This window comes from Nonomuraea endophytica (genome assembly GCF_014203235.1).
Taxonomy (GTDB): domain Bacteria; phylum Actinomycetota; class Actinomycetes; order Streptosporangiales; family Streptosporangiaceae; genus Nonomuraea; species Nonomuraea endophytica.
In genome coordinates, this window is sequence record NZ_JACHIN010000009.1 from 309,089 (window position 1) to 330,703 (window position 21,615).

General features: G+C 70.7%; 22 protein-coding genes. 13 read left to right on the forward strand and 9 right to left on the reverse strand.

The genetic code is table 11. The features are described from left to right. Positions 1 to 213: 213 nt before the first annotated feature. Together dapC and HNR40_RS31910 are read left to right on the forward strand one after the other, a co-directional pair. Positions 214 to 1,284, forward strand: a complete 1,071-nt coding sequence (gene dapC / locus HNR40_RS31905) for a succinyldiaminopimelate transaminase (RefSeq protein ID WP_184967874.1) — start codon at positions 214 to 216, stop codon at positions 1,282 to 1,284. Positions 1,285 to 1,360: 76 nt separating this feature from the next. Continuing rightward, the gene (locus HNR40_RS31910) at positions 1,361 to 2,026 is read left to right on the forward strand and encodes a DUF4178 domain-containing protein (RefSeq protein ID WP_246509672.1); all 666 of its coding nucleotides are present in this window, start codon (positions 1,361 to 1,363) and stop codon (positions 2,024 to 2,026) included. Between the two features lie 249 nt (positions 2,027 to 2,275). Here HNR40_RS31910 and HNR40_RS31915 read toward each other — a convergent pair whose 3' ends face one another. After that, on the reverse strand, positions 2,276 to 3,100 hold the full coding sequence (locus HNR40_RS31915; RefSeq protein ID WP_312896593.1) for a hypothetical protein: 825 nt from the start codon (positions 3,098 to 3,100) through the stop codon (positions 2,276 to 2,278). Between the two features lie 37 nt (positions 3,101 to 3,137). On the opposite strand from HNR40_RS31915, the gene HNR40_RS31920 reads away from it, so the two are divergent. The 4 genes from HNR40_RS31920 (at position 3,138) to HNR40_RS31935 (ending at position 6,922) form a co-directional block, all read left to right on the forward strand. After that, entirely contained in the window at positions 3,138 to 3,971 is an 834-nt protein-coding gene (locus HNR40_RS31920) for a 2,3,4,5-tetrahydropyridine-2,6-dicarboxylate N-succinyltransferase (protein WP_184967876.1), read from the forward strand. A gap of 13 nt (positions 3,972 to 3,984) precedes the next feature. Further along, positions 3,985 to 5,037, forward strand: coding sequence for a succinyl-diaminopimelate desuccinylase (gene dapE / locus HNR40_RS31925; RefSeq protein WP_184967878.1), 1,053 nt, complete (start codon positions 3,985 to 3,987; stop codon positions 5,035 to 5,037). A 257-nt stretch (positions 5,038 to 5,294) separates the two neighbouring features. Beyond that, the gene (locus tag HNR40_RS31930; RefSeq protein WP_184967880.1) at positions 5,295 to 6,059 is read left to right on the forward strand and encodes an LOG family protein; all 765 of its coding nucleotides are present in this window, start codon (positions 5,295 to 5,297) and stop codon (positions 6,057 to 6,059) included. Between the two features lie 278 nt (positions 6,060 to 6,337). Continuing rightward, entirely contained in the window at positions 6,338 to 6,922 is a 585-nt protein-coding gene (locus HNR40_RS31935) for an LOG family protein (RefSeq protein ID WP_184967883.1), read from the forward strand. Between the two features lie 15 nt (positions 6,923 to 6,937). On the opposite strand, the gene HNR40_RS31940 is transcribed toward HNR40_RS31935, so the two are convergent. Next, positions 6,938 to 7,219, reverse strand: coding sequence for an MBL fold metallo-hydrolase (locus HNR40_RS31940; protein WP_184967886.1), 282 nt, complete (start codon positions 7,217 to 7,219; stop codon positions 6,938 to 6,940). A 28-nt stretch (positions 7,220 to 7,247) separates the two neighbouring features. Between HNR40_RS31940 and HNR40_RS31945 the strand changes: the two genes are divergently transcribed. Further along, a complete protein-coding gene (locus tag HNR40_RS31945) occupies positions 7,248 to 7,778 on the forward strand; it encodes a hypothetical protein (RefSeq protein ID WP_184967888.1) in 531 nt (176 codons plus the stop codon). Beyond that, positions 7,775 to 8,332, forward strand: a complete 558-nt coding sequence (locus HNR40_RS31950) for a DNA-3-methyladenine glycosylase I (protein ID WP_184967890.1) — start codon at positions 7,775 to 7,777, stop codon at positions 8,330 to 8,332. The genes HNR40_RS31945 and HNR40_RS31950 overlap by 4 nt, the downstream gene beginning before the upstream one ends. On the opposite strand, the gene HNR40_RS31955 is transcribed toward HNR40_RS31950, so the two are convergent. From HNR40_RS31955 to HNR40_RS55175, 3 genes are read right to left on the reverse strand one after another with little or no spacing between them, the layout of a single operon-like run. Continuing rightward, positions 8,313 to 10,133: a DUF2264 domain-containing protein gene (locus HNR40_RS31955; RefSeq protein WP_184967892.1), complete on the reverse strand. Its 1,821-nt coding sequence runs from the start codon at positions 10,131 to 10,133 to the stop codon at positions 8,313 to 8,315. The two genes, HNR40_RS31950 and HNR40_RS31955, sit on opposite strands and share 20 nt — an antisense overlap. Before the next feature lie 15 nt (positions 10,134 to 10,148). Further along, complete coding sequence (locus HNR40_RS31960) at positions 10,149 to 11,237, reverse strand: LacI family DNA-binding transcriptional regulator (RefSeq protein WP_221341070.1); 1,089 nt, start codon at positions 11,235 to 11,237, stop codon at positions 10,149 to 10,151. A 17-nt stretch (positions 11,238 to 11,254) separates the two neighbouring features. After that, entirely contained in the window at positions 11,255 to 12,253 is a 999-nt protein-coding gene (locus HNR40_RS55175; RefSeq protein ID WP_221341071.1) for a hydroxyacid dehydrogenase, read from the reverse strand. Positions 12,254 to 12,411: 158 nt separating this feature from the next. On the opposite strand from HNR40_RS55175, the gene HNR40_RS31970 reads away from it, so the two are divergent. The 4 genes from HNR40_RS31970 to HNR40_RS31985 are packed head-to-tail and all read left to right on the forward strand — an operon-like array spanning position 12,412 to position 18,115. Continuing rightward, a complete protein-coding gene (locus HNR40_RS31970; protein ID WP_221341072.1) occupies positions 12,412 to 13,407 on the forward strand; it encodes an ABC transporter permease in 996 nt (331 codons plus the stop codon). A 13-nt stretch (positions 13,408 to 13,420) separates the two neighbouring features. After that, a complete protein-coding gene (locus HNR40_RS31975) occupies positions 13,421 to 14,284 on the forward strand; it encodes a carbohydrate ABC transporter permease (RefSeq protein ID WP_184967896.1) in 864 nt (287 codons plus the stop codon). Positions 14,285 to 14,309: 25 nt separating this feature from the next. Continuing rightward, positions 14,310 to 15,965 (forward strand): type 2 periplasmic-binding domain-containing protein, encoded by a 1,656-nt coding sequence (locus tag HNR40_RS31980; RefSeq protein ID WP_184967898.1) that lies wholly within the window; start codon positions 14,310 to 14,312, stop codon positions 15,963 to 15,965. Then, positions 15,962 to 18,115 (forward strand): right-handed parallel beta-helix repeat-containing protein, encoded by a 2,154-nt coding sequence (locus HNR40_RS31985; RefSeq protein ID WP_184967900.1) that lies wholly within the window; start codon positions 15,962 to 15,964, stop codon positions 18,113 to 18,115. The genes HNR40_RS31980 and HNR40_RS31985 overlap by 4 nt, the downstream gene beginning before the upstream one ends. Here the strand turns inward: HNR40_RS31985 and HNR40_RS31990 are convergent. The 4 genes from HNR40_RS31990 to HNR40_RS32005 form a co-directional block, all read right to left on the reverse strand. After that, entirely contained in the window at positions 18,102 to 18,794 is a 693-nt protein-coding gene (locus HNR40_RS31990; RefSeq protein WP_184967902.1) for a YqeB family protein, read from the reverse strand. The genes HNR40_RS31985 and HNR40_RS31990 overlap by 14 nt on opposite strands. 49 nt (positions 18,795 to 18,843) lie before the next feature. Next, positions 18,844 to 19,623, reverse strand: a complete 780-nt coding sequence (locus HNR40_RS31995; RefSeq protein ID WP_184967904.1) for an AF_0692 family protein — start codon at positions 19,621 to 19,623, stop codon at positions 18,844 to 18,846. Between the two features lie 76 nt (positions 19,624 to 19,699). Beyond that, complete coding sequence (locus HNR40_RS32000) at positions 19,700 to 20,476, reverse strand: enoyl-CoA hydratase-related protein (RefSeq protein ID WP_184967906.1); 777 nt, start codon at positions 20,474 to 20,476, stop codon at positions 19,700 to 19,702. Beyond that, on the reverse strand, positions 20,473 to 21,255 hold the full coding sequence (locus HNR40_RS32005; RefSeq protein ID WP_184967908.1) for a PaaX family transcriptional regulator: 783 nt from the start codon (positions 21,253 to 21,255) through the stop codon (positions 20,473 to 20,475). The genes HNR40_RS32000 and HNR40_RS32005 overlap by 4 nt, the downstream gene beginning before the upstream one ends. Positions 21,256 to 21,435: 180 nt before the next feature. Here HNR40_RS32005 and HNR40_RS32010 point away from each other — a divergent pair, with 180 nt between their 5' ends. Further along, on the forward strand, positions 21,436 to 21,603 hold the full coding sequence (locus tag HNR40_RS32010; RefSeq protein WP_181019706.1) for a DUF3117 domain-containing protein: 168 nt from the start codon (positions 21,436 to 21,438) through the stop codon (positions 21,601 to 21,603). Positions 21,604 to 21,615: the final 12 nt, after the last annotated feature.

Consider the following 21,615-nt stretch of genomic DNA (forward strand, 5'->3'; position numbering starts at 1 on the left):
ACCCCTGGCTCGAAGCCCGGCCCCTGGCTCCAAGGTCCAGCTCCCTGGCTGCAAGCCCGGACCCTGGCTCGAAGCACGGACCCCTGGTTCGAAGCTCGGCACCCGATCGGGACCCGCCGCGCCCGCCGATCCAAACCCGGGCGCTCCTGATCGGAATCCCGGCCCCGCGGAACGGGAAACCCCGGTGACCCGGGGCCACTAGTGTGGGTTTCTGTGAACAACCTGCCTGACTTCCCCTGGGACCGGCTCGTGCCGTACAAGGAGCGGGCCGCCGCTCATCCCGACGGGATCGTGGACCTGTCGGTGGGCACGCCGGTGGACTCGGTGCCGCCGCTCGTGCGGGCCGCGCTGATCGAGGCGGCCGACAGCCCCGGCTACCCGCTCACCCACGGCACCAAGGCGCTGCGCGAGGCCGCGTCCGGATGGCTGGCCCGCCGCCACGGCGTGCACGTGGATCAGCGGGACGTGCTGCCGCTGATCGGGTCCAAGGAGTTCGTGGCCTGGCTGCCCACGTACCTGGGCGCCAAGCGGGTCGTCTTCCCCGAGCTGGCCTACCCGACCTACGACGTCGGCGCCCGGCTGGCCGGAGCCGACGGCACGGCCGCCGACGGGCTGCTGGCGCTCGGGCCCGAGCCCGTCGACCTGGTCTGGGTCAACTCGCCCGGCAACCCCACGGGCAAGGTGCTGCCCGCCGAGCATCTGCGCAAGGTCGTCGCCTGGGCGCGTGAGCGCGGCGCCGTGGTCGCCTCCGACGAGTGCTACATCGAGCTCGGCTGGGAGGAGAAGCCGGTCTCCATCCTTCACCCGGACGTGTGCGAGGGCTCGCACGAGGGGCTGCTGGCCGTTCACTCGCTCTCCAAGCGCTCGAACCTGGCCGGCTACCGCGCGGGCTTCGTCACCGGCGACCCGGCCCTGATCGGCCGCTTGCTGGAGTTGCGCAAGCACGCGGGCATGCTGATGCCGCAGCCGGTCCAGGCCGCGATGGCCGCCGCGTTCGCCGACGACGAGCACGCCGAGGCCCAGCGCGAGCTCTACGCGGCCCGCCGGGCTATGCTCCGTCCGGCGCTGGAGAAGGCGGGCTGGCGCGTGGACCACTCGACCGCGGGGCTGTACCTGTGGGCCACGAACGGCGAGCCCGCGTGGGAGCAGGTTGGGCGGCTATCCGAAAATGGCATTTTGGTCGCGCCGGGTGAATTTTACGGATCCGCAGGTGAACGGCACGTTCGCATCGCCATAACGGCAACCGACGAACGCATCGATGCGGCGGTGCGTCGCCTCCAGTAGGATCGCGCGTCGTACGTAGACATAAGTAGATACAGGGCGTTTGCCGAGGCAGACCGCGAGTGGAGCGAGCTGGACGATGAGCATGACCTCCTGGGTCGTACTCGGGCTGAGCATCGCCACCGTCCTGTTGTTGCTTGGGGCTTTCGTCGCCACCATGCGCCAGGACAGGAGGGGCCGTTCGGCCACGCCTCCGTCCGAGGACGTCGTCGTGCAGAGCCCGATGCCCGCGCCGGTGAGCATGCAGGCGCACGCCGGCGGCTACGACGATCCGCGCGAGATCCGGGTGGGTGACCGGATCGACGTGCACGGGGTGCGTTCCGAGGTGCTCGGCGCCCTGCACGTGGCGCTCCAGGGGCAGCAGTGGACCGAGTATCTGCTGGACGACGGCTCCCGGCGGGCCCGCTGGCTGACGGTCGAGATCCGGCAGGGGCTGGTCTCCGGTGACCCGCCCCACCTGGAGGTTCTCGTCTGGACCGAGGTGCCCACGCAGGGCATGATCCCGGCCAAGAGCATGATCATCATGGAGGGCGTGGAGTTCTTCCCCGTGGACCGGGGCACGGCCGCCTTCCGTTCCGAGGGGGAGACCGGTCACCCGGACCGCGGCCTGCTGGACTTCGCCGACTACCGGGCCGCCGACGGGCGCCTGCTGTCCTTCGAGCGGGTGCAGGGCGCGAAGTGGATGGCCAGTTATGCCCAGCCGCTGCCCCCGGGCTCCATCACCATCATCAGCCACGCTTCCTGACGTTTCTGGTCATCCGCACTCTCGGCGGGGCCTGTCGTGGAATCGGCCGGCTCGGCCATGCCGTCTTGTTCAGGTGCGCCGCGTGCTGGTGGAGTGGTCTGTGCTCAGGCTGGGGTCAGGGAAGGACCGGAAGGGGTCCCGGTCAGGTGTTTGCGGGCAACCCCGCGGAGTTGGGGGATATTGCGGGCAATTTCCAGATCGTTCAATGTTTGCCGGCAATACTGGCTCCCCTTCCGGGGATGGGCCGGTTCAGGACAGGACGACCTCGGTGGTCGAGGACTTGCCGCCGGGCTTCCACCCGTCGCTGACCTCCTCGGCCCGCCAGGAGACCCCGCTGTAGTCGACGCGGCGCAGGCCGTACTCCTGAGCGTGGGCGACCGACCACGCGGCCACCAGCCAGCCGCGGCGCTCCGTGGTGATGGCGGTGCTGCCCAGCGCGCGGGCGAGCTTGCGGCGCGCCTCCTCGGCGCGCGGGCGCGGGGTGGTCGTGGGGGTGGCGGTCGGCGCGGGGTAGGTGCAGTGGAGGGCCTTGGGGACGCGGCCGGTGAACGCGGCCGCGAGGATCTTGGCGTCGCCCTCGTGCGGCGCGTACGCGTAGCCGCCGGCCGAGCGCTGCACCTCCTGGGCCGCCTCCGCCAGCGGCATCTTGCGATAGTTCTTCACCTTGACCAGCGCGGCGAAGAACTTGTTGGTGGAGTAGACCGGGTCCATGATCTGCTTCGGCTTGCCCCAGCCCTGCGAGGGACGCTGCTGGAAGACGCCGAGCGAGTCACGGTCGCCGTGGTTGAGGTTGTAGAGCTTCGACTCCTGCAGCGCCGTCGCGTAAGCGATCACGACCGCCCGCTCGGGCAGTTTGCGGCGCGCGGCCACCGCCGCGATGGTCGCCGAGATCTGCGCCTGCTCGACGTCCAGGTTGAGCTCTCCCGACGGCGTGCGGACCACGCACCCGGCCACGACCTGCCGGAACGGCTTGGCCTGCTTGAGCAGGTTGTAGAGGCCCACGGTGATGGCCACCGCGAGCACGACGACGATGGCCGCGATGGTCAGGACCCCGCGGGAGAAGCGCACGCGCACCCTGAAAAACCTACCCGGCCAGATAGGCTCCGGGGCCATGAGCCACCAGAGCATGTCTTCGCCGCTGCCGGCCGCGGTCGATGAGTTGTGGGAGCGCAGGACGGAGTTGTCGCCGGCCGACACCGAGGCGCGCAGGGTGATCGTCTCCGCCATCGACCTCCTGGACACCGGCAAAGCCCGGGTGGCCCGGCTGGAGGACGGCGACGTTCTGGTGGACGAGCGGGCCAAACGGGCGATCCTGCTCAGCTTCAAGGTGCTCGGCATGGCCAGGTCGCAGGTGGGTGACTTCCAGCACCACGACAGGCAGCCGCTGAAGACCACGTTCGACGGCGTACGCGTGGTTCCGGGGGCGATCGCCCGCTGGGGCGCCTACCTCGCGCCCGGAGTGGTGCTGATGCCGTCTTTCACGAACATCGGTGCGTACGTCGGCGAGGGCACGATGGTCGACACCTGGGCGACGGTCGGCTCGTGCGCCCAGATCGGCAGGAACGTGCATCTCTCCGGCGGCGTCGGCATCGGCGGCGTGCTGGAGCCGCCGAACGCGGTGCCGGTGGTGATCGAGGACGACGCGCTGGTCGGCAGCCGGGCGATGATCGTGGAGGGTGCCCGGGTGGGGCGCGGCGCGGTCGTCGGGGCGGGCACGATCCTGTCGGCCTCGATCCCGGTCATCGACGTCAACACCGGCGAGGAGCTGGGGCGCGGGCGCATCCCCGACTGGTGCGTGGCCGTCGGTGGAACGCGCCAGAAGGAGTTCCCCGGCGGCACGTTCGGGCTGCCGTGCGTGCTGGTGCTGAAGAAGCTGGAGCCGGGGGAGCGCCACGACAAGGCCGCGCTCAGCGACGTGCTGCGCGAGCACGGCGTCAACGCCTGAAAGGAATGCACGCATGCTGGATCTGAGCCAGGACGCCGGTGCGCTGACCGCCGCGATCGTGGACGTGGAGTCGGTGAGCGGGGACGAGAAGGCCCTTGCCGATCTGGTCGAGGAGGCGCTGCGGGCGCTGCCGTACCTGAGCGTGGACAGGTCGGGCGAGACGGTCGTGGCGCGCACGTCGCTCGGCCGCGCGGAGAGGGTGCTGATCGCCGGGCACCTCGACACGGTGCCGGTCGCCGCGAACCTGCCGAGCCGGGTGGAGGGCGGGCGACTTTACGGCTGCGGGACCACCGACATGAAGGCGGGCGTGGCCGTCGCGCTCAAGCTGGCCGCGGCGCTGCCGTCGCCCAACCGCGACGTCACCTATGTCTTCTACGACTGCGAGGAGGTCGAGGCCGAGCGCAACGGTCTCAACCGGGTCGCCCGCGAGCATCCCGAGTGGCTGGCGGCCGACTTCGCGGTGCTGATGGAGCCGACCGACGGGGTGATCGAGGGCGGCTGCCAGGGGACGTTGCGGGCGGAGGTGCACGTGGCGGGCAAACGCGCCCACAGCGCCAGGTCGTGGTTCGGGGTGAACGCCATCCACGGGATCGAGCCGGTGCTGGCCAGGCTCAACGCCTACCAGGCGAGGCTGCCGGTGGTCGACGGCCTGGAGTACCACGAGGGGCTCAACGCGGTCGGCGTGCGCGGCGGCGTGGCGGGCAACGTCATCCCGGACTCGTGCGTGGTGACCGTCAACTACCGCTTCGCGCCGGACCTTACGATCGAGCAGGCTCAGGAGCATGTGCGCGAGGTCTTCGACGGCTTCGAGGTGAGCTTCACCGACGCCGCCCCCGGCGCGCGTCCCGGGCTGACCGACCCGGTGGCCGCGGCGTTCACGGCGGCGGTCGGCGGCGAGCCGCGGGCCAAGCTGGGGTGGACGGACGTGGCGCGGTTCTCGGCGCTGGGCGTGCCCGCGGTGAACTACGGTCCGGGGGATCCGAATCTGGCCCATCAGCAAGGTGAGTACGTGTCGCTGGAGAAGATCGCCGACAGCGAGCGTGCGATGCTGAACTGGCTGGGATAAGGGCCCACAACGTGAAAGTGACCCTCCTCGCCGGCCATTTGGCGGGGAGAGCCACTTTCAGTCCCGAGCAGCACCCTCGCCGATTAGACGCAGGGTCCGCGAATTTCGGTTCCTCCTTCTGCGAAGATTTTTCTAAGAGGTTTCACCGTGGGGCTGACCTGGGGTTTCCCTCTTCGAGAGGGTTGGGCGGATTGCCTTCGCCCGGCCGTAAGCCGGGATTCGCCCGTATGGCACGGCCAGCGGGATAGCGTGACCGCATGAAGCAGTCACGTCCCGAGCGCCGCCAAGGGCAGGCGGTAGTACGCGGCAACCTCGTGCCAGACTCCACCCACGACCAGCGCCTGCTCGACCGGCAGGGGTCCACCGACTGGCTGCACATGGATCCGTGGCGGGTGCTGCGCATCCAGGCGGAGTTCGTGGAGGGCTTCGGGCAACTGGCGGAGCTGCCGCCGGCGGTCACCGTGTTCGGGTCGGCGCGGACGCCTGACGACTCGCCCGAGTACGAGATGGGCGTGGAGCTCGGACGCGCGCTGGCCGAGTCGGGCTACGCGGTCATCACCGGCGGCGGTCCCGGCGTCATGGAGGCGGCCAACCGGGGCGCCACCGAGGTGGACGGCGCGGTCTCGGTGGGGCTCGGGATCGAGCTGCCGTTCGAGCAGAAGATGAACGACTACGTGGACCTCGGGATCGAGTTCCGGTACTTCTTCGTGCGCAAGACGATGTTCGTCAAGTACTCGTGCGGGTTCATCGCGCTGCCGGGCGGGTTCGGCACGCTGGACGAGCTGTTCGAGGCGCTGACGCTGGTGCAGACGCGCAAGGTGACGTCGTTCCCGGTGGTGCTGATGGGCACCGAGTTCTGGGGCGGGATGGTCGACTGGATCAAGAACACGCTCCTGGGCACCGGCAAGATCGCCGCCCAGGACCTCGACCTCATCCACCTCACCGACGACGTCCACGAGGCGGTCCGCATCATCACCGGCGGCGGCTCCCTCCGCCCCCCGCCCGCCGTCGAGCCCCAGTAGCTCTTTGGTTCTTCTCTTACTGCTCTATCTGTTACGGCAAGCCTGGTCGGCGCCCCCCGCCGCCGTGGGCGGGCGCAGATCGTAGGGTCGCTTCTCACGTCGGACGTGGTTCCCGCCGCGACGGCGATGTGTCAACCACGACCGTGATGCGCCCGCCGCGACGGCGATGCGTCAGCCGCGCCCGTGATGCGCCCGCCGCTACGGTGATGCGCTCGCCGCCACGGGCTTGTGCTGGGCGGTGCTCTTGGGCTTGGCGGGGGCGCATAGGCTGATATGTCGTGAATGTTTGTGTCTTCTGCGCTTCAAGCCTGAAAATTGACCACAAATACCTCGATCTGGCTGCCGAAGTGGGCACTCAGCTTGCCAAGCGTGGGCACACGCTGGTCAGCGGTGGCGCCACCGTGTCCTGCATGGGGGCCGTCGCCGCCGCCGCGCGTGCCGCCGGTGGGCACACCGTGGGCGTCATCCCGCAGGTGCTGGTCGACATCGAGGTCGCCGACCACGACTCCGACGAGCTCATCGTCACCGCCGGCATGCGCGAACGCAAAGGCATCATGGACGCCCGCTCCGACGCCTTCCTCGTCCTGCCCGGTGGGATTGGGACGCTGGAGGAGCTCTTCGAGATCTGGACCGCCCGGGTCATCGGGATCCACGATCGCCCGCTCGTCATCCTTGACCCGTGGGGCCTGTACGACCCGCTCCGCCGGCTGATCGAGGACATGTACGAGGCCGGTTTCACCCGTGCCAACGTCTTCGACGCGATCGCCTGGACCGCCACCGTGGACGATGCCCTGGCCCACCTCGAAGCCACTCCCAAGCCGGTTCGCCCCTCCGTCGCCGAGCTCGGCGAAGCCACTCCCTGATCTTGTCTTTCTGGGTCAGGCCAGGCCGCGGCGGGTCAGGGCCGGGGGGCGGCGGCCGGCCAGGGAGTCGGTCATGTCGAGGGCCTGCCGTACCTCGTCGTGGTGGTGGGTGATGAAGATCTGGGTTCCGTGCCAGCGGTAGACGGCGGCGGCGGCCAGGGCGGGGTTGAGGTCGGAGGGGAGTTCCACCACGACGACGGCGCCTGTCGCCACCAGGCGGGCGGCCTCTGCGGGGGAGTCGGCGCGGGTCCAGGAAGGGTCTACTGGCGCGCCCGGGGCGACAAGTGTGGGCTGCATGTCTCGATCGTATGAGTACGATGCCAATGTGCTGGTCGTACTCGCCATCGCCGCGCTCGCCATTCTCGCCTGCGTGGTGCTGGTCTCCCTCGGTAGGGGCGGTGAGCTGACCGAGTTCCCGCCTGACGTCCCGCCGCTCGACCTGCCCGAGTCCGGGCAACTGACGGCGGTTGACTTCATGGCGCTGCATCTGCCGGTCAACCTGGTCGGATATCACACGCAGAGCGTGGATGAGACGCTGCGGCGCGCCGCCAGCGCCATCAGCGCGCGTGACACCAGGATCGCCGTGCTGGAGCAGCGGGTCTCGGAACTGCTGTCCAGCAGGCTGCAGGCCCGGCAGGAGGTGTACGCGGCCCCGGGCGCCGGGCTCCGCACCGAGCACGAGCCGCCGGTGGTCGAGCTGGAGCTGGCCGAGGAAGGCGATGATCCTGAGGTGCCGGAGGAGCCCGCCGTACCCGCACCCGAACCCACTCCTCCCGTGGACGAGGCGGAGAAGCAGCCTACGGCGACCGACGTGCTCGTCCACAAGGCCAAGGAGCCGGAGGGCGGGGCCGCGTGAGCGAGGTGATCCGCTGCTGGTGGACCGGCATGGCGGACCCCGTGTACATCGCCTACCACGACGAGGAGTGGGGACGCCCGGTCCGCGGCGATGACAAGGTGTTCGAGCGGGTGTCGCTGGAGGCGTTCCAGTCGGGGCTGTCGTGGCTGACGATCCTGCGCAAGCGCGAGAACTTCCGCGCCGCCTTCGACGGGTTCGCGATCGAGAAGGTGGCCGCCTACACCGAGCGGGACGTGGAGCGGCTGCTCGGCGACGCGGGCATCGTGCGCAACCGGGCGAAGGTCGAGGCGGTCATCGCCAACGCCCAGGCCGCGCTCGACCTGCCGGACGGCCTGTCGGCGCTGGTGTGGCGGCACGCCGACCCGGACTCGCCGGTGCCCAAGGCGATGGGCGACGTCCCGGCCATCACTCCCGGCTCCAAGGCGCTGGCCAAGGAGCTGAAGAAGCACGGTTTCCGCTTCGTCGGCCCGACCACCGCCTACGCCCTGATGCAGGCCATCGGCCTGGTCAACGACCACCTCGCCGACTGCGTCGTCAGGACCGGGCGACGCTGACCGTGTCGCCGTCGGGGAAGGTGATCTCGACGGCGTCCGCGCTCACCTCGACGCCGATGGCGTCTCGAAGGGCCGTCGGGTGTACGGCGTCGCCCGACAGCACCACCAGCGTCACGTGTGTCCCGGGGCTGTCCGCCTCCAGGCGGGGTGTGGCCGAGTGGGGGCCGAAGGCGTTGGCCTCGACGTCGCGGACGACGGTGGCGTGCTGCCAGCCGTACAGGCCGATGAGCGCTGAGGTGAGGCCGTCCGCCCGCCGCGCCAGCGCCCACCCGGCGCCGGTCACCACCGCGGGCGGCGAGGCGTCCGCGACCGCGTAGCCGCCTTCCCGGACCGTGGAGCCGGTCGGCGCGGTGATGGCGTGGACGCGGATCTCCCACGGACCGCGGACGACCGACGTGGTGGTGACACGCTCGCCGCCGGGGGTCTCGTAGAAGGAGGAGGCGGTCCTGTCCTCGCAGGTCAGCGCGTGGATGGCGCCTCTGGGGGAGGCGGGTGAGACCGTGATGTGGTTGTCGGCGGCGGTGCCGTGGTCGGGGCCGGTGCGGGTGGAGTAGGCGAACCGGGCGTAGTGGGGGTCGTCGGGCGGGGCGCCGTGGTCGCTGCCGTGGTTGACCAGCCGGACCAGGCCGTCGTGCCGGGTGCCGTGCAGGAGCAGGCCGGTCGCGGGGACGGCGGCCACGACGTCGCCCTCGTCCAGCGGCAGCGGCTGCTCGCGCTCGGTCCACACCGGGTGCTCAGAAGGCAGGAGCAGCCCCAGGAAGCCCTTCGACGCCCAGTAGGGCGAGGCAGGACCCGAGTACGACTGCGTGGCCGGCAGGAACGTGTCGTACCAGCCGAGCGACAGCAGGCCGCGTGAGTCCGGCACCCCGCGCTCGGCGAAGTGCCGGACCACGGACGAGGTCAGCTTCCGCGTCTGCCCGGCCGACAGCGGGCTGGCGTCGGCCAGCGCGCCCATCCACACGGGCGCGAGGGCGGCGAAGCGGTAGGCCAGCGACCGCCCCTGATGGATGGGCGCCCCATCCGACCCGAAGAAATGCTGATATGTCGTCAAAAAGGTGTGGAGGCGATCCCGGTACACCTCGCCCGACGCCCCCGACATCCGCGTCCACATCAGCGGATACAGGTGCATCGCCCACCCGCAGTAGTAGTCGAAGTTGCGGGTGCCGCCGTCGGTGTACCAGCCGTCGCCGACGTACCAGTCCTCGATCCGCGCCAGCCCCCGGTCGATCTCCTCCTGCCGGTACGGCCCGCCCACCGACTTGAGAAACTCCTCCGACACGGTCTGGAACAACATCCAGTTGTTGTCCCAGGTCCGCTTGCCCACGAACCCGCCCAGCCACGCGACCACCCGCTCCCGCACCGAGGAGTCGAGCCGGTCCCAGAGCCAGGCCCGCGTCTCGTGCAGCCCGATCGCGATCGAGGCGGCCTCGACCATCTGCTGCGAGCAGTCGGTCAGCACCGGCCAGGAATCGGCGGCCGAGGGGTCGGTCCCGGCGGCCAGGCCGTCGGCGTAGCGCTCGATCAGGCCGGGTGGCGCCTCGCCCCTGGCTCCCGCGATCCGGAAGGCGGCCAGCAGGAAGGTGCGGGCGAAGCCCTCCAGCCCGTCCGAGCGCACCCCGGACCAGCTCGGCCGTCCCGGGAGGTCGTAGCGGGCCAGACCCGGCGAGGCGTACGGCACGACCGCGTCGAGCAACTGGTCGGCCACCGCCTCCCAGTGGGCGCGGGTCCAGCCGGTGCGCGGGGAGAGGATGCGGTCGGTGGGCGGGAGGTGGAGGTGAAAGCGCTTGCTGTCGTCCGTCAAGGTTTCCGGAGCTTTCTATCGGCGGCCTGCGGCTTTTCTGGCTTGTGGGGCGGCAAGCGGTTTCGGTGCGCTCACGGATTCCCTGACCACGATGCTGGTCCCGACCCGGGTGCTGGTCTGCACGGGCGAGAGGTAGTCGCTGCCGTCGGCTATGCCGAGCGCCAGCCGTACGGCCTGGCGGCCCATCTCCTCCAGCGGGATGCGCACGGTCGTCAGCCGGGGACGGAGCTCCTGGGCGAGCGGGACGTCGTCGTAGCCCACGACGGACATGTCGCCCGGGACCGTGAGCCCGGCCGACTCCAGCGCCTGCATCGCCCCGGCCGCGACGTTGTCGTTGGCCGCGAAGATCGCGGTGAAGACGGCGCCCTCGGCCAGCAGCTCCCTGACCCGCTCGTAGCCGAAGCGGCGGCTGAGCGGGCCCGGCTGGACCAGGTCGTCGGCGAAGTCCAGCCCGCGCAGCTCCAGCGCGCGCCGGTGCCCGGCCAGGCGGGCGACGGTAGTGGAGAAGAGCGCGGGGCCGCCCAGGAACAGGATGCGCCGGTGCCCCTGGGTGATCAGGTGGTCGGTGATGGCGAAGGCGCCGCCCTCGTTGTCGTACTCGACGACCTTGGTCGGCACGTCGCCGCCCACCGACGGCCGCCCGCACAGCACGAGCGTGGAGCCGCTGGCGTGCAGGGCACGAGCCCGGCGGCCGACCTGGGTGGCGTAGGCGCGGTCCTCGTAGGCGCCGCCGACCAGGATGACCGCGTCGGCCCGCTGCTCGTGCAGCAGGTCGATGAGCGCCAGCTCCTGCTCGTGGCTGCCCTGGGTGCAGCAGATGATGCAGAGCCTGCCCTGGGCGGTGGCCTCGCGCTCCACGCCGCGGGCGATGAAGGCGTAGAACGGGTCGATCACGTCGTTGATGATGATCCCGACGGTCCTGTTCGTCGCCCCGGCCAGGGCGCGGGCGTGCGCGTTGGCCACGTAGCCCAGTTCGACGATGGCCGCCTCGACCCTGGCGCGCGTCGACTCGGCCACCGGGTAGTTGCGGTTGATCACCCGAGAGACGGTCGCGCTGGACACACCGGCGAGTCTGGCCACGTCGGCGATGGTCGCCTCGGTCACGGGCCCTCCCTTGTCACTCACGCTATTCTGCCCAGTTCGTCGATGTGGATCTCGTGCCTCAGCGGCCGGCCCGAGCAGTAGCGCGCCACCTCGTCCAGCGCCGAGTCGGCCAGCCGAGTCAGTTCGCCGCCCTGGGCTCCGGCCAGGTGCGGCGTGACGAAGACGTTGGGCAGCGCGAAGAACGGGTGGCCGGGCGGCAGCGGCTCGGGGTCGCTGACGTCGAGTATCGCGTCGAGCCTGCCGCTCGTCACCTCCTCGGCCAGTGCGAGCGTGTCCACGAGCGCCCCGCGGGCGGTGTTGACGAGCACGGCGCCGTCGCGCATCAGCGCCAGCCGGTCGCGGCCGATCATCCGGTGCGTCTCCGGCGTGTCCGGCGCGTGCAGGGTGACCACGTGAGAGCGGCGCACCAGCGTGTCGAGGTCGGTCAGCCGCCCGCCCAGCGCCGCGGCCTCGCCCGGATCGGCGTACGGGTCGTAGACCAGCACCTCGGCGTCCAGGTTGCGCAGCAGCGCGAGCACCCGCCGGCCGATGCGCGACATGCCGACGACGCCGATCGTGATCCGGTGCGTGCCCAGCCACGGCAGGCCGGAGAAGTCCCGCCTGCTGCCCTGGGCGCGGTAGCGATGGGCCATCGTGAACGCCCGCTTCGCCCCGAACACGATCGCCGCGAAGGTGAACTCGGCCACCGGGATCGCGTTCGCGTCGGCCGCGCTGGTGACGCGCACGCTGCGCAGTACCACCGGCTCCAGGAACGTCTTCACGGTGCCCGCGGCGTGCGCGATCAGCCGCAGCCCCGGCGCGGCCCGGAGCAGCCGCCCGTCGAGCGGCGGGCAGCCCCAGCCGGTCACGAGCACCTCCGTCTCGGCCAGGACCTTCTCGTCCACCTCGTGCATGACCTCGCCGTGGAGGTCGACCAGGCGGGCCAGCCGGTCGAGGGCGCCCCCGCTGAAGACCGACTCGCGCACGCCGGGCCCCATGGCCAGGACGGCACGCGGTCTTCGGCTCTCTTCCCGCACGTGTTTCGCTCCCCGATAGTAAGCGCGTTCTATGAACTTGAGGCCGCACGCTAGGCCCTGCCTGCGGCGCAGTCAAGCGATCTGCCGTTTCGCACCAGAGGGTCTTGACGAATAGGGAAAACGCTTACTACGGTCACGGCCAATCGGAGGGACGACGCATGACGACTTCATCGCAACCGCGTGCCGCCGTGACGCCCCGCCGTGTCCCCACCGGTACGGCGGGCGCCGCGCCACGCAAACTGCCCCTGCGCCGGCGGATCCGGCGTGACCGGGTCATGCTGCTGCTGACCCTGCCGGGGCTGGTCTACTTCCTGGTCTTCCACTACGCCCCGCTCATCGGGTACGTGGTGGCGTTCAAGGACTACCAGCCGTACGTGGGCTTCATCGACAGCCCGTGGATCGGCCTGGCCAACTTCGAGCTGGTCTTCGGCGACAGCCGGTTCTGGACCTCCGTGGTCAACACCCTGAAGATCACGCTCACCCAGCTCGTGCTCTTCTTCCCGGCGCCGATCGCCCTGGCCCTGCTGCTCAACAGCGTGGTCAGCGACAAGGTCCGCAGGTTCGTGCAGAGCGTGGTCTACCTGCCGCACTTCATCGGCTGGGTGATCATCGTCTCGATCTTCCAGCAGATACTCGGCGGCGCCGGCGCGCTGCCCAACCTGCTGGAGAGCGTCGGCCTGCCCCGGGTCGACGTCATGACGAACCCGGACACCTTCCCGCTGCTCGTGACGCTGCAGGTGCTCTGGAAGGACGCCGGCTGGGGGACGATCATCTTCCTGGCCGCGCTGCTCTCCATCAACCAGGAGCTCTACGAGGCGGCGGCCATGGACGGCGCGGGCCGCTGGCGCCGGCTCTGGCACGTCACGCTGCCCGGCATCACGCCGATCATCGTGCTGCTGCTCATCCTCAACCTCGGCAGCATCCTGTCGGTCGGCTTCGAGCAGATCCTGCTCCAGCGCGACGCGGTCGGCGCCGAGTCGGCCGAGGTGCTGGACACGTACGTCTACTACAACGGCATCCAGGACGGCCAGTGGGGCCCCGCCGCGGCGGTGGGCCTGATCAAGGCGATCGTCGGCGCGGCCCTCGTGCTCGGCGCGAACAAGGTGGCGCACCTGCTGGGCCACGAGGGGGTGTACCGCGGTGCGGCCAAGTGAGCGTCCGGCCTGGATGGAACGGCCCAGCAAGGCGGGCCTGGCCGTCAAGGGCGCGATCCTGCTCGGCGTGAGCCTGCTGGTGATCTACCCGTTCGTCGGCGTGATCGGCACCAGCCTCTCGACCGAGACCGACATCGCCAAGGCCGGCGGCTTCGTGCTGCTGCCGTCCGCGCCGCGGCTCGACGCGTACCGGGCCATCTTCGAGGGCGGCACGGTCACCCGCGCGCTGCTGGTGAGCGTGCTCGTGACCGGCATCGGCACGCTGGCCAGTCTCGCCGCCACGATCGGCATGGCCTACGGGCTCAGCCGCCGTGAGGTCACCGGCTCCCGGGCCATCCTGGTCGTGGCGCTGTTCACGATGCTGTTCAACCCGGGCATCATCGCCGGCTTCCTGACCGTCCAGCAGCTCGGCCTGCTCAACACCTTCGCCGCGCTCGTCCTGCCCAGCCTGGTCAGCGCCTTCAACCTGGTCGTCCTGCGCTCGTTCTTCATGAACCTGCCGAACGAGCTGATGGAGAGCGCCCGCATGGACGGCGCCGGCGACCTGCGCATCCTCGTGCGGATCGTGCTGCCACTGTCGAAGGCGGTGATCGCGGTGATCGCCCTCTTCTACGCGGTGGCGTACTGGAACGCCTTCTTCAACGCCCTTCTCTACCTCGACGACACCGAGAAGTGGCCGCTGCCGATGATCCTGCGCATGTTCGTGCTCCAGGGCCGGACGCTGGAGAGCCTCGGCGGCGCCGCGGAAGCACCCGCACCCGTCCAGGCCATCCAGATGGCGGTGCTCGTGGTGGCCGTCGTCCCGATCCTCATCGTCTACCCCTTCCTCCAGCGCTACTTCACCAAGGGCGTGCTCACCGGCGCCATCAAGGGCTGAACCCCCCACCCGAAGGAAGATCCACATGAACCTCTCCAGGCGCGGCTTCCTCGGCCTCGCCGCGGGCGTGGCCGTCACGTCGCTGGCGAGCGCCTGCGGCGGCGGCGCGCAGGCGCCCGCGACGAAGGCCCAGGGACTCACGGTCAAGCTGCCGACCTACACGCCGCTGGCCTCGATCCCCAAGCCCGACCTGCCCGGGACCGCCGCGGGCGTGCCCGACGCGTACTTCACCTATCCGAAGGAGCTGTTCAAGGCGGTCCAGAAGCCGCCCATGTCCGGCGGCCAGGTGAAGATCGCGATGAAGACGTTCCTGCCGCCGCCGCCCGGCCGCGAGCAGAACGCGGCCTGGCGGGAGATGGAGAAGCGGCTCGGCGGCACCGCCGACGTCATGATCGTGCCCACCGACGACTGGCCGACGAAGTTCTCCACACTGGTCGCGGGCGGCAACCTGCCCGACATCTTCCCCTACATCTCCACCCAGGGCGTCAACAACCTGCCCGCCTTCGCCGCCAGCCAGTGCGCCGACCTGACCCCGTTCCTGTCGGGGGACAAGGTCAAGGAGTATCCGAACCTGGCCGCGCTGCCCGAGGTCTTCTGGAAGCAGGGCATCATCGGCGGCAAGCTCTACGGCGTGCCCGTGCCGCGCAACCTCGTCGGCGGACTCGGCTTCTACCGCCACGAGATGTTCGCCCAGGCCGGCGTCACCGACCTGGCCCAGATCACCGGCCTCGACCGCTTCGCCGAACTGCTCAAGGAACTGACCAGGCCGCAGGAGCGGCGCTGGGCGATCGTCACCGCGACCGGCGGCGTCTTCGGCCTGTCGATCTTCACCCAGCTGTTCGGCGTGCCCCTGGAGTGGCGCTTGGACAAGGCCAGCGGCAAGCTCACCCACGCCATCGAGACCGAGGAGTACCGGGCGGCGCTGGAGTACGTGATCAAGCTGCGCGAGGCCGGCGTCATCTACCCCGGCTCGGAGGGCTTCGACACCCTCAAGCGCAAGAACGAGTTCAACTCGGGCCGCGCCGCCATCACCTACGACGGCCTGCCCGCCTACCTGGGCCCCGGCAACTACCTGCAGACCCAGAAGAAGATCGACCCCAAGGCCGACCCGCGCCCGCTGCTGCCCATCGGCGCCAAGGCCGTGACGTTCGCCAACAACATCGCCTTCTCCACCAACCTGCTGAAGAAGGCCGGCGAGGCCCGGGTCAAGGAACTGCTGCGGGTGGCCGACTTCTTCGCCGCGCCGTTCGGCAGCGAGGAGTTCACGCTCATCCAGTACGGCCTGGCCGGCACCGACCACACCCGCGACGACCAGGGCAACCCGGTGCTGACCGACCAGGGCGCCAAGGACATCACCGTCCCGTGGAAGTACATCGCCGCGCCCACCCAGGCCGTCTACGACCCCACCTCGCGCGACGGCGTCGAGCACGTGCACGCGGCGCTGACGAAGATGATCCCCCAGGCGGTCTACGACCCGACCACCGGCATGTTCTCCCCGACCGCTGAGAACAAGTTCGAGTCGCTCTACACCATGCGCAACGACAAGGTCACCTCGATCGTCGCGGGCCGGGCCAGGCTGAGCGAGCTGGACCAGCTCGTCAAGGACTGGCGTGCGCAGGGCGGGGACAAGATCCGCGCCGAGTTCGAGCAGGCGCTCCAGCAGTCGAACGGCCCTCGATGAGGGTCTTCCACGTCCCCCCCGGCTCGCTGGAAACCGTCCGCGACCAGGTACGGCAGGCCGTGGCCGACGGCATCGACGGCGACATCGAGATCCGCCTGGCCGGAGGCGTCCACCAGCTGACCCTCCCCCTGGTCCTGGACGAGCGCGACAGCGCCCCCGAGGGCCGCACGATCACCTGGACCGCCGAGCCGGGCGAGCAGCCGGTGCTGTCCGGCGGAGTACGCCTGACCGGCTGGCGCGAGGAGGCGGGCCGCTGGGTCACCGAGACGCCGGAAGGCGTGTCGCCCAGGCAGCTGTTCGTCCGCGGCCTCCGAGCGGTCCGCGCACAGAGCGACACCCGCTCCGTGGCGGCCCGCGACGCCCGCCTCACGGCGGTCGGCGACGACAGCTCTGCGGCGGTCCGCGACGCCAGCTTCGCGGCGGTCTGCGACGTCACCCAGGACGGCATGACCGGCGCGGTGGCCAGTGGCGTGGCCGCCTGGTCCGACCCGGGCAACGCCTCAGTGGTGATCCGGGTGCGCTGGCGCAACTACCACTGCCGGATCGACCGGGTAGAGGGCGACCGGATCGTCTTCGCGGAGCCGTGCTGGGCCAACTCGGCCTCCGGCACCGGCCGCACCGGCCCCTCCTGGGACTTCACGACCGTGGACTCCACCCGCCACACCAAGGTGGTCTCCTTCGAGAACGCCATCGAGCTGCTCGACCGGCCGGGCGAGTTCGTCCATGACCGCGGCAGCCGTACCGTCACCTATCTGCCGCGCGCGGGGGAGAGCCCCGAGGACGTCATCGCGCCCGCGACCGAGACGCTGCTGCGGATCGAGGGCGCGGCGCGGGTGCGGGTGCGCGGGCTGGCCTTCGAGCACGCCGCCTACCGGCAGCCGGACACCGAAGAGGGTTACGCGGGCGCGCAGGCCGGGCTCACGCTGGCCGGCGCGACCGGACCCACAGGCCACGCGGGCCGCCACTACACCAAGCCCGCGGCGGCGCTCGTGGTGCGCGGCGGGCGGGAGGTCGCGGTCGAGGACTGCGTGTTCACGCGGCTCGGCGGCGCGGGCGTGATCTTCGAGGCGGGCACCAGGGACTCCTCGATCACCGGCTGCACCTTCACCGACCTGTCCTCGGGCGCCGTCTACGTTGGCGACACCGAGCCGAACCCGCCCGCCGAGCTGCGCGGCGAACGCAACACCGTGGCCCGCAACCTCATCAGCGGGGTGGGGATCGAGTTCACCGACGCGGTGGGGATCTGGGCGGGGTACGAGAGCTCGCTGGTCGTGGATCACAACACGCTGGAGCGGCTGCCGTACTCGGGAATCTCGGTCGGCTGGGGCTGGAACCAGCCCGAGGCCCAGAACCCCGACATGCGCGACAACAAGCTGACCAACAACCGGATCACCGACGTCATGCTCATCCAGCACGACGGCGGCGCCATCTACACCCAGGGCCCGCAGCCCGGCACGGTGATCAGCGGCAACTACGTCAACCGCTCCGCCTACGGCAACACCGAGCGCGACGGCAACGGCGTCTACCTGGACGAGCAGAGCTCCCACATCCGCGTCGAAGGCAACGTGATCACCCGCGTCGGCTACAAGTGGATCTCCAACTGGGCCGAATACGGCATCGGCAACCACGTCACCGGCAACTGGACCGACACCGAAGCCCCGCCGCTGTCCGGCCGAGGCTCCCGCACGGAGGACAACCACACGGCGCTGGAACGGCTCCCGCCCGAAGCCCTGGACGTGGCCAGGCACGCCGGAGCCACACCGGGAGAGGTCGAGCAACTGGCCCCCGACCTGGCCCGAGGCAGACCCGCCACCCAGTCGTCCACCGAGGCTCCGGCGGCCAACGCCGTGGACGGCTCCACCACCACCGACAGCAGAACGGCGGACGAACCCGGCGCCTGGTGGCAGGTCGACCTAGGCGCCACCCTGCCGCTCACCGAGGTGGAGATCTGGAACGACGCCACGATGACCACCGCCGATGTCGAGGTCATCCTGGCCAAGCGAGCCGACCTGTCCGGCGCCCGGCGCGTCCACGTGCCGGGCAAGGCGCTGCGCCCCACCTTCGTGTCGCTCACCGGCGAGGCCCGCTACCTGCGCCTCCAGCGCGCGGGCACCGGCGGGATCGGCCTGGCCGAGGTCAGAGTTCGCTAGGCAGGCGCCGCCAGTACTGCTTCTTGCCCTCCTCGCGCACCACCAGGTCCAGCCGGGCCAGCTCGGCCCGCAACTCGTCGGCGTCGTCCTTCTTGTCCTTCTCCAGGGCCACCTGCCTGGCCCTGAAGAAGGCGTGGGCGGCGGCGTCCAGGTCGGGGTGCCCGTCGGCCCACAGCCGGAACTCCGCCCGCGCCGGGTCACCGGCCACCCACGGATAGCCGCGGGCCACGAAGGCCCGCTCGATGTCGGCCCGCCGGGGCAGGTCGCCGCGGGTCCTGACCAGTTCCTCGGTCCGGTGGCCGTGGACGACGACGTGCTCGCCGTCGAGGAAGACGGCCGCCGCGTCGGCCCGGCGCGCCTCCCACCGACGCTCGCCGTGCGTGAAGACGGCCCGCGTGTCGTCCACCGCGATCCCCAGCAGGTCGGCGATGATCAGGAACGCCAGCACCAGCCCGCCCACGGCCCCCAGCCCGAGCGCGCCGATCGTCGCGTATGGCTCCGCCAGCCCGGCCAGCAACTTGACCGGCTTCTCGAACGGCACCCAAGGCCAGGTCGCCGCCCACCCGATGAGCGCTTTCACCAGCCACAGCACCCCCGCGCCCAGCAGTGGCCCGCCCGCCCAGATCAGCACGCGGTGCAGGGCGGGAATCGTCACGACGGTCTGGTCAGAAGCAGGCATCAGCGAAGTTCGGCTTTCTTTCCGGCGGCTTTCTTTCCAGCAAGGATGATCAGCACGACCACGCCCAGGGCGAAGGCCGTGTTGTGGCCCAGTTTGGCGGACCGACCAGCGAGATCGTCCACTCCAGAACCTGGGAGACCGACATGAGGACGAACGTCACCCCGCCGACCACCCACGGACCGGGTGCGGGCCGAGGATCCACCGGCCCCGGCCGCGTCCTGACCGCGAACGCCACCGCGACCAGCGCCAGGACCACCGCGCCCGCCCCGGCCAGCTGCCCCGCGGACGGGACGAAGCCCTCGGTCTCCAGATGCCACCGCACCACGAACCACGCGGCGCCCGCGAACGCCAGCGCCGTGACGACCGTCCCCGGCCACCCCAGCCACGGCGTGGTCCTGCGCTCCGGCCTCACGAACGACTCCACGATCGCGATCGGCGCGCAGATGCTGAAGACCACGTGCCCGGCCACCCAGTGCAGCGACAGGTACGCCCCGATGCCGAGCTGCGGGACGTAGGTGGGCTCCAGCATCGGCGCCAGGTACGGGATGTCGCGGTAGGACGGGTTGAACATCGCCTGGTCGATCAGGCCGGGCTGGAGCACGCCGAACGCCGCCGCCAGCAGGAACATCGTGGACCAGCCCCGGCCCGCCCTGCGGGCGCACTCGCGGATGAGGAGGGCGGCGGCGCCGTACAGGGGGACGAAGACGAGCAGGCCGCCGAGCAGCTCGGCGACGTCGCCCGTGGAGGTGTCGTAGCCGCTGAGGTACTCGGCGCAGGCCGGTGCCAGAAGCAGCAACCCCAGCGCCGGTGGCAGGCCTTTGACGGACATGCCCACGACGCTAGGGACGGCGGTGCCCGGTCCGGATCGGTCCTCGGGCTATGGGGGGCCGACCAAAGTCGATGGGTCAGCGACCGTAGAAGGTGGGGCGCTCCTTGACCAGGAAGGACCGGGTGGCGTCGAGGTGGTCGTCCGTGGCGGCGCACTCGTCCTGCAGGACCGCCTCCAGTTCCAGGGAGTCGGCCAGGGAATGGGTGGCGGCGTAGGCGAGTGCCCGCTTGGTGGCCGCGTACGCCTTGGTGGGGCCGTGCGCCAGCCGTACCGCCAGCTCCTGGGCGGTCTTCAGCACGTCGTCCGGCGCGACCACCCGCGTCACCACGCCCAGTTCCAGCGCCCGCTGGGCGTCCAGCGGCTCGCCCAGCAGCAGGAGCTCGGCCGCGCGGCCGGGTCCCACGAGCCGCTGCAGCGTCCAGGAGGCGCCCGAGTCGGGGGCCAGGCCGATGCCGCCGAAGGCCATCGCGAACTTCGCCTTCTCCGAGGCCACCCGCAGGTCGCAGGCGAAGGCCAGCGAGGCGCCCGCCCCCGCGGCCACGCCGTTGACCGCCGCCACCACCGGCTTGGGCATCGTGGTGATCAGCTCGACGATCGGGTTGTAGTGCTGGCGCACCGTCCCCGCCAGGCCGCGGCCCGCCTCCAGGTTGTCGGAGTGCTCGCGCAGGTCCTGGCCGGCGCAGAACGCCCGGCCGGAGCCGGTCAGCAGCACCGCGCGCACCATCGGGTCCTCCGCCGCCCGGCGCAACGCGTCGAGCAGGGCCGTCTTCAGCTCGGCCGTCAGCGAGTTCATCGCGTCGGGGCGGTCGAGCGTGATGGTGGACACGCTCTCGGACACGTCGTAGCGGATCACAGGGTCTCCAGGTTGTGGTCGACGAATGCGGCGGCTCTGGGCAGCAGGCGCGCCGCCTCCTGCTCGAAATATGCCCGCGCCTTCTCGCCGGGCCACCCCGGCGGCAGCAGTTCCGCGGGCAAGCCCGGGTCGCGGAACAGGAAGTTACGCCAGCCGTGAACCAGCACGCTCCTGGTGGCGAAGACGCGGTCGTCGGACGCGTGCGGGGGCAGCGAGTCCACCAGCGAACCGGCCTCCGCCAGCCAGCGCTCGTAGGCCGCGGCGATGCCGTCGAGATCCCAGGCGCGGGCCACGAGCTCGCGCGGATCGCCGTCCAGCGCGGCGTCGAAGCGGTCGGCCACCACACCCTCCCCGTCGAGCAGATTGTCCAGCTCGATCGAGGATCGTGGACCGATCCAGGCCGTCTCGGACAGCGCCGCGTAGCCGAGGAATGTGAGGTCGGCGCGGAGCCGTTCCCGCCTCGGACGCTCCCGCACCGGCCCGAAGACGATCACGTGCCAGTGTCCACGCCAGCCGAGCGTCCCCGCTCGGTAAATTCTCAGTGCTGCCTCGTCCAGGCGCCTGACGCACTTCGGAGTCAGGCCGTATCCGGGTCCGTGCGGCAGCCGGACCGGCGACAGCCAGCCCTGTCTGACCATGCGCGAAACGGCCGTGCGCACGGCGGGAGCGGCGATTTCCAGGGGTTTCATCAGCCGCACCAGGGCGGCAACGGAGGCCTGGCCACCGCGTGATCGCAGGTGGTCTCCATAGAGGTCGAACAGGCCGGCGCGTGCGTGCACGAAGTCCAGTTTGGCCGTCTTCGCACCCCCGGACAACGCATTCTGGGAGGAGATCGTTACCCATGAGGGCTCTCGATGCGGGAGAATAGGACATCACAGAAGACGTGAATGCGCCGGCCACCCTCCTGGAGGGCCGGCGGTCGCGGGCCGCGGGAGCCCAAGGCAGGAAGGGATACACGCATGGCGGCGATGAAGCCGCGGACCGGCGATGGTCCGCTCGAGGTCACCAAGGAAGGGCGCGGCATTGTCATGCGTGTCCCCTTGGAGGGTGGCGGCCGGCTCGTCGTGGAGATTTCCGCCGACGAGGCGCAGGCGCTCGGCGAGGCGTTGAAGAACGTCGTCGGCTGAGCGCTTCCCGAG

Excerpts from the sequence above, each read along its gene's own strand:
- HNR40_RS31910 (WP_246509672.1), top strand. The coding sequence starts at position 1,361 with ATGAGCATGACCTCCTGGGTCGTACTCGGGCTGAGCATCGCCACCGTC.
- HNR40_RS31920 (WP_184967876.1), top strand. The coding sequence starts at position 3,138 with ATGAGCCACCAGAGCATGTCTTCGCCGCTGCCGGCCGCGGTCGATGAG.
- dapE (WP_184967878.1), top strand. The coding sequence starts at position 3,985 with ATGCTGGATCTGAGCCAGGACGCCGGTGCGCTGACCGCCGCGATCGTG.
- HNR40_RS31930 (WP_184967880.1), top strand. The coding sequence starts at position 5,295 with ATGAAGCAGTCACGTCCCGAGCGCCGCCAAGGGCAGGCGGTAGTACGC.
- HNR40_RS31940 (WP_184967886.1), bottom strand. The coding sequence starts at position 7,219 with ATGCAGCCCACACTTGTCGCCCCGGGCGCGCCAGTAGACCCTTCCTGG.
- HNR40_RS31970 (WP_221341072.1), top strand. The coding sequence starts at position 12,412 with ATGACGACTTCATCGCAACCGCGTGCCGCCGTGACGCCCCGCCGTGTC.
- HNR40_RS31975 (WP_184967896.1), top strand. The coding sequence starts at position 13,421 with ATGGAACGGCCCAGCAAGGCGGGCCTGGCCGTCAAGGGCGCGATCCTG.
- HNR40_RS31980 (WP_184967898.1), top strand. The coding sequence starts at position 14,310 with ATGAACCTCTCCAGGCGCGGCTTCCTCGGCCTCGCCGCGGGCGTGGCC.
- HNR40_RS31985 (WP_184967900.1), top strand. The coding sequence starts at position 15,962 with ATGAGGGTCTTCCACGTCCCCCCCGGCTCGCTGGAAACCGTCCGCGAC.
- HNR40_RS31990 (WP_184967902.1), bottom strand. The coding sequence starts at position 18,794 with ATGCCTGCTTCTGACCAGACCGTCGTGACGATTCCCGCCCTGCACCGC.
- HNR40_RS31995 (WP_184967904.1), bottom strand. The coding sequence starts at position 19,623 with ATGTCCGTCAAAGGCCTGCCACCGGCGCTGGGGTTGCTGCTTCTGGCA.
- HNR40_RS32010 (WP_181019706.1), top strand. The coding sequence starts at position 21,436 with ATGGCGGCGATGAAGCCGCGGACCGGCGATGGTCCGCTCGAGGTCACC.